The sequence below is a fragment of the Mycobacterium sp. genome (assembly GCF_035603715.1).
In the GTDB taxonomy this organism is placed as follows: domain Bacteria; phylum Actinomycetota; class Actinomycetes; order Mycobacteriales; family Mycobacteriaceae; genus Mycobacterium.
This window is the reverse complement of record NZ_DATNJW010000625.1, coordinates 1-8724: the sequence shown is the minus strand read 5'-3', so window position 1 is coordinate 8724 and position 8724 is coordinate 1. Positions and strand designations below refer to the sequence as shown.

Annotated in this window: 11 protein-coding genes; 2 read left to right on the top strand and 9 right to left on the bottom strand. The window is 67.2% G+C overall.

The window, feature by feature from the left end; all coding sequences use genetic code 11:
- The 3 genes from VN856_RS25490 to VN856_RS25480 all read right to left on the bottom strand — a co-directional run.
- On the bottom strand, nucleotides 1-753 hold a 753-nt coding region (locus tag VN856_RS25490), incomplete at its 3' end, for a toprim domain-containing protein (protein ID WP_325694503.1).
- A 178-nt stretch (nucleotides 754-931) separates the two neighbouring features.
- Complete coding sequence (locus VN856_RS25485) at nucleotides 932-1510, bottom strand: hypothetical protein (RefSeq protein WP_325694502.1); 579 nt, start codon at nucleotides 1508-1510, stop codon at nucleotides 932-934.
- 141 nt (nucleotides 1511-1651) lie between these two features.
- A complete protein-coding gene (locus VN856_RS25480; RefSeq protein WP_005138711.1) occupies nucleotides 1652-1855 on the bottom strand; it encodes a cold-shock protein in 204 nt (67 codons plus the stop codon).
- A gap of 334 nt (nucleotides 1856-2189) precedes the next feature.
- Between VN856_RS25480 and VN856_RS25475 the strand changes: the two genes are divergently transcribed.
- Together VN856_RS25475 and VN856_RS25470 are read left to right on the top strand one after the other, a co-directional pair.
- Nucleotides 2190-4520: a DEAD/DEAH box helicase gene (locus tag VN856_RS25475; RefSeq protein ID WP_325694500.1), complete on the top strand. Its 2331-nt coding sequence runs from the start codon at nucleotides 2190-2192 to the stop codon at nucleotides 4518-4520.
- Between the two features lie 318 nt (nucleotides 4521-4838).
- A complete protein-coding gene (locus VN856_RS25470; protein ID WP_325694498.1) occupies nucleotides 4839-5864 on the top strand; it encodes a PAS domain-containing protein in 1026 nt (341 codons plus the stop codon).
- On the opposite strand, the gene VN856_RS25465 is transcribed toward VN856_RS25470, so the two are convergent.
- From VN856_RS25465 to VN856_RS25440, 6 genes are all read right to left on the bottom strand, one after another.
- Nucleotides 5861-6154, bottom strand: a complete 294-nt coding sequence (locus VN856_RS25465) for an Rv3654c family TadE-like protein (RefSeq protein WP_325694497.1) — start codon at nucleotides 6152-6154, stop codon at nucleotides 5861-5863. The genes VN856_RS25470 and VN856_RS25465 overlap by 4 nt on opposite strands.
- A 34-nt stretch (nucleotides 6155-6188) precedes the next feature.
- The gene (locus VN856_RS25460) at nucleotides 6189-6446 is read right to left on the bottom strand and encodes a TadE family type IV pilus minor pilin (RefSeq protein WP_325694495.1); all 258 of its coding nucleotides are present in this window, start codon (nucleotides 6444-6446) and stop codon (nucleotides 6189-6191) included.
- A 65-nt stretch (nucleotides 6447-6511) separates the two neighbouring features.
- Nucleotides 6512-6718 carry a DUF4244 domain-containing protein gene (locus tag VN856_RS25455; protein WP_325694494.1) on the bottom strand — a complete coding sequence of 69 codons (207 nt, stop codon included), beginning with the start codon at nucleotides 6716-6718 and terminating at the stop codon, nucleotides 6512-6514.
- Nucleotides 6719-6760: 42 nt separating this feature from the next.
- Nucleotides 6761-7354: a type II secretion system F family protein gene (locus VN856_RS25450; RefSeq protein ID WP_325694493.1), complete on the bottom strand. Its 594-nt coding sequence runs from the start codon at nucleotides 7352-7354 to the stop codon at nucleotides 6761-6763.
- Entirely contained in the window at nucleotides 7354-8148 is a 795-nt protein-coding gene (locus tag VN856_RS25445) for a type II secretion system F family protein (RefSeq protein ID WP_325694491.1), read from the bottom strand. Before VN856_RS25445 ends, VN856_RS25450 begins: the two co-directional genes overlap by 1 nt.
- The coding region (locus tag VN856_RS25440) for a CpaF family protein (RefSeq protein ID WP_325694489.1) at nucleotides 8145-8724 on the bottom strand (580 nt) is incomplete at its 5' end. The genes VN856_RS25445 and VN856_RS25440, both read right to left, overlap by 4 nt.

Genomic DNA, 8724 nt, shown 5'->3' with positions numbered 1-8724 from the left:
CCCGGTCGCAACGCGCAGGCCATCGACATTGGTCAGCCGGGCGGTGAAGGTCGGCGGCTGGGCTTTGGGGTCGGACACGCTAGCGTCCAGCTCGGCCACCACGTCCCAGTAGGCAGCGCTGCGGAACGCCATCCGGTCGCGTTCGCGCTGCACGATGATGCGGGTGGCCACCGACTGGACCCGGCCCGCGGACAGCTTCGGCGCCACCTTCTTCCACAGCACCGGGCTGACCTCGTAGCCGTACAGCCGGTCCAGGATGCGGCGGGTTTCCTGAGCGTCGACCAGATCGATGTCCAGGTCGCGCGGGTTCTCGGCGGCTTCCAGGATCGCCTGCTCGGTGATCTCGTGGAAAACCATCCGTTTGATCGGAATGCGCGGTTTGAGGGTTTCCAGCAGATGCCAGGCGATCGCCTCGCCCTCGCGGTCACCATCCGTGGCCAGATAAAGCTCGTCGACATCTTTGAGCAGGCCCTTGAGCTCGGTGACCGTGCTCTTCTTGTCCGGGCTGATGATGTAGAGCGGCTCGAAATCCTCGTCGACGTTCACCCCGAGTCGGGCCCAGGGCTGCGACTTGTACTTCGCGGGCACGTCGGCCGCCGCCCGCGGCAGGTCGCGGATGTGGCCGCGGGAGGACTCGACGATGTAGTTGGAGCCCAGGTAGCCGGCTAATTTGCGCGCCTTGGTGGGCGACTCGACTATGACGAGTCGCCGCGTGGCGCCATTCCCGTGGCCAGCACGGTCGCCTTCAGCCACCTCTATTTACGCTCGCTTCCCTTTACTTCTTGCCCCTGGCCGGCCTCGCGAGGAGATATTCCGCGACCGGCCGGCGTCGTGTCTGCGGCGCCCTCGGGCCCGGTAGACAACTGACAATGTGGCATTCGGGATGAGCCGACGCAAACCGACCCCCCGTTCACCCGCCGTCCGATTCTGGCTAGACGTGCGGCCAGAAGGGCAACGCCTCGGCGACGTCCGGGGGTTCCCCAACGTTCTCTACCAGGCGTGATAGCCGACGGCGGCCGCTGATCCGCAGTGCGGGCCGGGCTCCGCGAGTGCCGATCAGCGTCGGCGCAATGCCGACTCGCATCAGCGCCGACGCTAGCGGCGAGTGGGTGTCGGGCGCGTGTGGATCCAGGCCGAGCAGATAACGGTCGGCTTCCGGGAGACCGGCGGCCAATATCCAGGCCCGCAGCTCGCGTGGCCCGGGCAGCCACAGCGGCGGCACGGTCTTCACCGCACCGCGGGTCCATTCGACGGCGATCGGGCGCAATCCGGCGTCGACGGCGGTCCGTACCAATGGGGTGTTCTCATCGGTGACCGTGATTTCGGCCGCCAGACCGGCCTCGTCGATCATCTGGCCCAGCGCCTGCGCCCGCCAGATCTGGTCGACGACCACCGACAGCCGGGCCCCACCGCCGACCGTCACAATCTGACCCGCGGCCGCCAGCACCCCGGTGAGATCGCTGACCGCAGGGGGCACCGACTCAGCCGAGAAGAAGGAAAGCTGGCTCACGTCAACGACAGTAAGCGCCTCGACGACGATGCACGCCGATGCGCGCGGAGCGCCGCGAAACCAGGATGGGCAAGCAGCGAAAACCCCCCGAACGAACCCGGTGATTCACCGACCGTGCGGGGGGTTGTCGTTAACAGCTGCTCAGACGGCGCGGACGCCGGTGGCCTGGGGGCCCTTGGGGCTCTGGCCGACCTCGAACTCGACGCGCTGGTTCTCTTCAAGGGTGCGGAAGCCGCTACCCTGGATCTCCGTGTAGTGGACGAACACGTCGGCCGAACCGTCTTCGGGGGCAATGAAGCCGAATCCCTTTTCCGCGTTGAACCACTTCACAGTTCCCTGTGGCATTTCTCGATATTTCCTTTACTACTCGGGTGCGGAGCATCACCTCGATGCTCCGGGCCCGTTCCGACCGCTAGACCTTGCTGAGTCGCCGGAACTTCACCCGACCTACAACCTCGCAGGAACCGCGGTCGCAACGTCGATCCTGCGAAAGTTTGACACGAACACAGAAGCTGCGACCGCAAACAGTCAACCATGTTCATCGCCGCAGCAACAGCCTCAGGTGAGCAATTGAGCTACCACTAGGTAAACAATTGAAGTGCGACGCCGAAACGCCCGGTCGCAAGGGCCTATCGGGCGCGATTTCAGGTGGTCAGTTCGGATCAGGAGGCACAAAACCGTGGTGACATTCGGCAGCGAGTTGCTCGCCGCCGCGGTTGCCGGCACCGAGGCGGGCGAGCACCCGCTGCGTCACGTCGCCGAACTGCCGGCACGACTTGGCAGCCAACGGCCTTGGCCGACATGGGTCGAGCCTGACGTGCTGCGCGCATTCACCGACCGCGGCATCAGTTCGCCATGGGCACACCAGGTTCAGGCGGCGAACCTGGCTCACGCCGGTCGCCACGTCGTGATCAGTACCGGCACGGCATCCGGTAAATCGCTGGCCTACCAACTGCCCATCCTGAATTTACTGGCGGCCGACCCGCGCGCCCGTGCGTTGTATATCTCGCCGACGAAAGCCCTTGGCCACGACCAACTGCGGGCCGCGCATACGCTGACCGCGGCGGTCCCACGGCTGGGGGACGTCGCACCGACGGCCTACGACGGCGACAGCCCGGCCGAGGTGCGTCGCCTCGCGCGGGAGCGTTCCCGCTGGGTGTTCTCCAACCCCGACATGGTCCACCTGGCACTGCTGCGAAACCACACCCGCTGGGCGGTGTTCCTGCGCAATCTGCGATTCGTTGTTGTCGACGAATGCCATTACTACCGAGGAGTTTTCGGCTCGAATGTGGCGATGGTCCTGCGCCGGCTGCTGCGATTGTGCGCGCGCTATTCCGCTGATCCTGCGCTAGCACCGACGGTGATCTTCGCCAGCGCCACGACCGCGGCGCCGGGTGCGACGGCCACCGAACTCATCGGCCAGCCGGTCGAGGAGATCGCCGAAGACGCGTCGCCGCAGGGCGCCCGGACGGTGGCGCTGTGGGAGCCGGCCTTGCGTGCCGACCTGACGGGCGAAAACGGCGCTCCGGTACGGCGGTCCGCCGGCAGCGAGGCGGCACGGGTGATGGCCGACTTGATCGCCGAGGGGGCGCGCACGCTGACCTTCGTCCGATCACGCCGTGGCGCCGAACTCACCGCGCTGGCAACCCGTGCGCGGTTGGAGGACATCGCTCCCCAGCTGACGGAGATGGTGGCGTCCTATCGGGCGGGTTATCTGCCCGAGGACCGCAATGCACTCGAGCAGGCGCTGCTCGACGGTCAACTGCGGGGTCTGGCGACCACCAACGCGCTGGAACTCGGCATCGACATCGCGGGGCTTGATGCGGTGGTGCTGGCCGGCTTTCCCGGTACCGTCACGTCGTTTTGGCAGCAGGCCGGGCGATCCGGGCGACGCGGGCAGGGCGCGCTGGTGGTGCTGGTCGCCCGCGACGATCCACTGGACACCTATCTGGTGCACAATCCCGCTGCGCTGCTAGACAAGCCGATCGAGCGGGTGGTGATCGACCCGACCAATCCATACATCCTCAGCCCGCAATTGCTCTGTGCTGCAACTGAATTGCCGATCGATGAGGCCGAGGTTCGTACACTGGGCGCTCAGGATGTCGCCGATGGGTTGGTCGACGACGGGCTGCTGCGACGGCGATCCGGCAAGTACTATCCGGCGCCGGGTGTCGATCCCCATCCGGCAGTGGATATTCGAGGCCCAACGGGTGGACAGATCGTGATCGTGGAGGGCGATACCGGACGGCTACTGGGAACGGCCGGTGCGGGCCAGGCAGCAGCCTCGGTGCACCCCGGCGCGGTGTATCTGCATCAGGGCGAGAGCTATGTCGTCGACTCGTTGGACTTCGATGAGGGCTTGGCTTTCGTGCACAGCGAGGATCCCGGATACGCCACGTTCGCTCGCGAACTCACCGACATCGCGGTGACCGGACCGGGCGAACGCCACGTTTTCGGATCGGTCACCCTGGGCCTGGTACCGGTGAGCGTGACCAACCGGATCGTCGGCTATCTACGCCGGCGCCTGAGCGGTGAGGTCATCGACTTCATCGAGCTCGATATGCCGTCGCACACCCTGGACACCACCGCGGCGATGTACACCATCACACCAGAAGCGTTGCACCGCAGTGGAATCGATCCGCTGCAAATACCGGGATCACTGCATGCCGCAGAACACGCCGCAATCGGGCTGCTACCTCTGGTGGCCAGTTGCGACCGAGGCGACATCGGCGGGTTATCCACCGCTGTGGGCCCTGAATTCGATGGCCTGCCAAGCGTCTTCGTCTACGACGGGTATCCGGGCGGAGCGGGTTTCGCCGAACAGGGTTTCCGTCAGGCCAGTACCTGGCTGGGCGCCACGATGGCCGCGATCGAGGCCTGCGAATGCCCCGCGGGGTGCCCGTCGTGTGTGCAGTCGCCCAAGTGCGGTAACGGCAACGATCCGCTGGATAAGGCGGGGGCGGTACGGGTGTTGCGCTTGGTGCTCACTGCGGTGGCTGAACAGATCTAGTCATACGGATGACGACCGACCCCTCGAACGGTCGACTTCCATATGGCTATATCGCGACAGCCGCCATGAAAGCGTTTTCCTCGCTACTGAAGAAACGCGCACAGGCCGAAAATACAAGCAGCGCGCCGAACGGTTGGACAACGCAATCCGTTCGCAGTCCCTGTGGGTGCAGCAGCAAACTACCCGTCGACGGGAACCTGTGCAAGTCAGCGGCTGACTGTGCAAGGGTAAAACCGCAGGTCGACGACCGTCAAAATTATGCGGATTAGGCAGGCGGGCAAGGACTTATCCTTCGCCTGAGCGGTAATGTACCGTGCTATGGCCGGCGACTGGTTGCTCGTGGAAACGCTGGGCAGAGAGCCGGCCGTAGTAGCGCTGGGCCGGCAACTGAGAAACCTTGTTCCGATAACGGTGTTTTTGCGGCGTAATCCTCGTCTTGCCGCCATGCAGTCGGCAATCGCCGAGTCGCTGCAAACGAGCCAAAGCCTGGTCAGCATTACACCAAAAAATGACCGCGTGATTCGCACCGAGCCGGTGTTGATGTCCGACGGCCGGATACATGGCGTGCATATTTGGAGCGGACCGGCCGGGTCCGAACCGCCGGAGCGGCCGATTCCGGGCGCGCTGAAATGGAACATGACCATCGGGGTTGCCACCGATACGCCGGAGTCGCTGGTCAACACCGGCAGGAATCTGGAGATCGAGGACCCTGAGGGTCGCGCGTTCGCACAAAGCTGGCCGTCCGGTGATCTAAAGCCCAACGAAGGCAGGGCGCTGGCCGCGGCGGTCAGGTCGGAACCGGGTCATACCCTGTGCGACACCTGGGACAGCACCGATTGGCAGGGCAATCACATCCGGGTGGGCTTCGTCGCCCGCAACGGCCTGGAGCCGGGGCCAGATGGCCGCGACCACGTGATCGCGCGCGGGATGAATTGGCGGGCCGAACCTGCCGACCGCACGCAGTCGGCCGACCGACTCGCACAGCAGATCCTGCACGGGTTGGCGCAGCCGGGCGTGCATCGGGCGCTGTTCGATCCCTACAACTGGACCGTGCTGAAGTGGCTCGACGAGCCGTGCCCGTTCTATGACTGGCGCCGCGTCTCGGCCGATGCCCCGCGGATGCATCCCAGTGACGCAGCGACGATGGCGGCGATGACCACGGAGTTCGCCGCCGGCGCCACCTGCCGCGTGCTCCGGATGCCTGGCCACGACGGCGGGTGGGTGCCGGTCCATGTGACCGTCAACCGGGTAGAAATCGACGAGGACGCGTACGCAGGGCTGGTCGCGCTGCGGTTGCCGACCCCCGCTGAGCTGGCTGAAGCCGGCCTGTCCGAGTCCGACTAGACCGGGCCGGCGCGGGCGGCCGCACGCGCGGTCCCCCATCGGCCGATTGCCAGGCCCACCTCGACCGTCACGACGACATCCAGGTCGTCGACAAGGCAGCCGGCCGGGTCAGCCCCCATCGCCCGGGCCACCACGCCGGCCTGTGCGCAGGCTGACTCGGCGCCGGCGGGCAGTCGCGCCGCGGCAGCCAACGCGGCCAGATCGGCCGCGGCCTGAGCCCGGTGCCGCGCCACCACCGCCGCACCCAGGCACGCGCAGCCACCGGTGACCGACAACAGCACGACGACCATCGCGGCCGCGACTACGGTGGCCGATCCCCGCTCGTCACGGCGGTTCGGCCGCCGACACCCCGGTGGCGGCGATGTGCAACACGGGTAACAGATTCGACCGGGCAACGACTGTCGCGACCACAAATCCGCCGTCCCGGTGCAGTTGCACGACGGCGCCGCTGGGCGCGACCCCGCGGGCCGCGGCCACGGCCGATCGCTCGTCGCCACGCGCGCCCAACCGGGCCGCCTCGCGGGCTGCGTCGATACAGCGAACCTGCATCGACACCGCTGCGATGCCGGCCAGACACAGCATGAGTACCGCGACCAGACTGGCGACACCGAACGCCGCTTCAACCGTGGCCGCACCGGCTTCGTCGGCTACGCCTTGGTGTTGAGTGCCCGGGCGATGATGTTCGTCAGCGCGCTGACGATGGAGTCGCCGGTGACGACCGTGTAGAGGATGGCGGCGAACGCCGCTGCCGCGATGGTGCCGATGGCGTACTCCACCGTGGACATCCCAGACTCGTCCACCGCCAGCAACGTGACGCGTGCTTTGAGCATCTGAAACCGGTTGGCTGTCTTCATATTTCCCTTCACTTTTATCTCCGACGGCGCACACCGGCACCGTCACAACAAGCCCGACTGCAGTACGTCACCGGCCAGCCCGGCGACGACCGGGATGATGCCCAGGCATACGAAAGCGGGCAAGAAACACAGGCCGAGAGGACCGGCGATCAAGACTCCGGCGCGCTCGGCGGCCGCGGCGGCGGCGTGTGTGGCGTCCTGCCGGCATTGCGTGGCGAGCGTCGACACCGCTTCGGCCAGTGCCACACCCGACGCTGATGACCGCCGTGCCAGCCGCAGCAACGCGTCGATCTGCGGGTCGAGCGAGCCGGCCGGCAGATCCGGCGCCGCGTTCCATGCGACGGCGGGATCGGCGCCCAGCGCCAGCAGGTCGGCGGCGCGCCGGAGCATCCGGGCCAGCAGCGGCGGGGCCGACACAGCCGTCGCGGCAGCGGCCATCGACACTGCCATACCCGCGGCCAGGCAAACTGCCAGCACATCGAGGCTCGACGCGACCGCCAATGGGTCGTTGCCGCGCAACGGCTTTCGTGAAGGCCGCGGCGTACGGGCCGCCGTTCCGGCGCGCGCCCGCACGGTCGAGGGACCGGCGTCGCTCAGCAGGGCCACGGCCAGCAGCACCGCTGCGGCGGAAGTCATCACGCCACCGCCCGATCGGTGATGCGGTCCGACCACAGCAGCCCACCGCAGACCAACGTCAGCCCGACCACCAGCAGCACGCCGCCCAGCCGCCCGCCCAGCAGGAACGCCACCGGTCGTGCGCCGATGAGCTCGCCCATCACCACCGACAGCACCGGAAGACTCGCGAGGATTGCCGCCGTCGCGCGCGCGCCCGCCATGCCGGATCGCACCTGTCCGGAGAACCGTTGCCGCTCAGCGATATCGCGTTGTGCCGCGCGCATGAGGGTGGACATCGCCAGTCCGTGATCGGCGGCCAGCTGCCAGCACACCGCGAGCCGGTCCCACTGCGCCGGCAGCGCCGAGGTGGTGGCCACGCCGCGCAAACCCGCGGTGACGTCGGCACCCAGCCGGGCGCGCGCGGCGACCGCTCGACACGCACCGGCGACCGGACCGTTCGTTTCTTCTGCGGCGACGGCGAAAGCGCCCGCCGGATGGGCGCCGATTCTCAGTTCACCCACCAAGACGTCGATCGCGGTTTCCAGCTCCTGGCTCTCCTGCCGCCCTTGACCGCTACGCCGTCGCCGACGGTAGCGCAGGTACATACTTGCTGCGAATATCACGCTCGCGAAAACTGTTGTCAACGGCAGTAATACGATGCTGACAGCCAACACGCACGCCGCGAGCCAGCCCGCAGTCTGCGGTGGGAGCTCGTTGCGGTCCTTCTCGCCACACGTCAGCCGTCTCCGCGGTGACGACGGAAGTACCAGCACCGCAACGGACAACGCCAGCGCGGCGGCCACCGCTCCTGTCATGACGCGGCACGGCTCTGCAGCAGCCGATACAAGTCGGCGGCCTCGTCGGTCAGGCCGCGATCGGCGTGCCATACCGTGACCGCCCGCACCCGCCGATCGGTTTCGCGTAGGACGGCGATTTCACCGAGGCGTCGTCGCCCGGTGCGATCGCGGGCAACATGCAGCAGCACCTGAACCGCAGCGGCCAGTTGACTGTGCAGCGCAACGCGATCCAGACCACCGAGGGCGCCCAATGCCTCCAACCGGGCCGGGACTTCGCCGGGGTTGTTGGCGTGCACCGTGCCCGCGCCGCCGTCATGACCGGTGTTCAGCGCCGCGAGCAGATCGACCACCTCGGCGCCTCGGACCTCGCCGACCACGATTCGGTCCGGTCGCATTCGCAGCGCCTGGCGGACAAGTTGACGCACGGTGACCTCGCCGACGCCCTCGACATTGGCGCACCGCGCCACCAGCTTGACTAGGTGCGGATGCGGCGGCGACAACTCAGCCGCATCCTCGACGCACACGATTCGCTCGTCGGGTGGCACTGCGTTCAGCATCGCTGACAGCAGGGTGGTTTTGCCCGCGCCGGTGCCG

Coding starts and splice junctions, on each gene's coding strand:
- VN856_RS25455 (WP_325694494.1), bottom strand. CDS start 6,718: ATGAAGACAGCCAACCGGTTTCAGATGCTCAAAGCACGCGTCACGTTG.
- VN856_RS25470 (WP_325694498.1), top strand. CDS start 4,839: ATGGCCGGCGACTGGTTGCTCGTGGAAACGCTGGGCAGAGAGCCGGCC.
- VN856_RS25450 (WP_325694493.1), bottom strand. CDS start 7,354: ATGACTTCCGCCGCAGCGGTGCTGCTGGCCGTGGCCCTGCTGAGCGAC.
- VN856_RS25460 (WP_325694495.1), bottom strand. CDS start 6,446: ATGCTGTGTCTGGCCGGCATCGCAGCGGTGTCGATGCAGGTTCGCTGT.
- VN856_RS25465 (WP_325694497.1), bottom strand. CDS start 6,154: ATGGTCGTCGTGCTGTTGTCGGTCACCGGTGGCTGCGCGTGCCTGGGT.
- VN856_RS25445 (WP_325694491.1), bottom strand. CDS start 8,148: ATGACAGGAGCGGTGGCCGCCGCGCTGGCGTTGTCCGTTGCGGTGCTG.
- VN856_RS25480 (WP_005138711.1), bottom strand. CDS start 1,855: ATGCCACAGGGAACTGTGAAGTGGTTCAACGCGGAAAAGGGATTCGGC.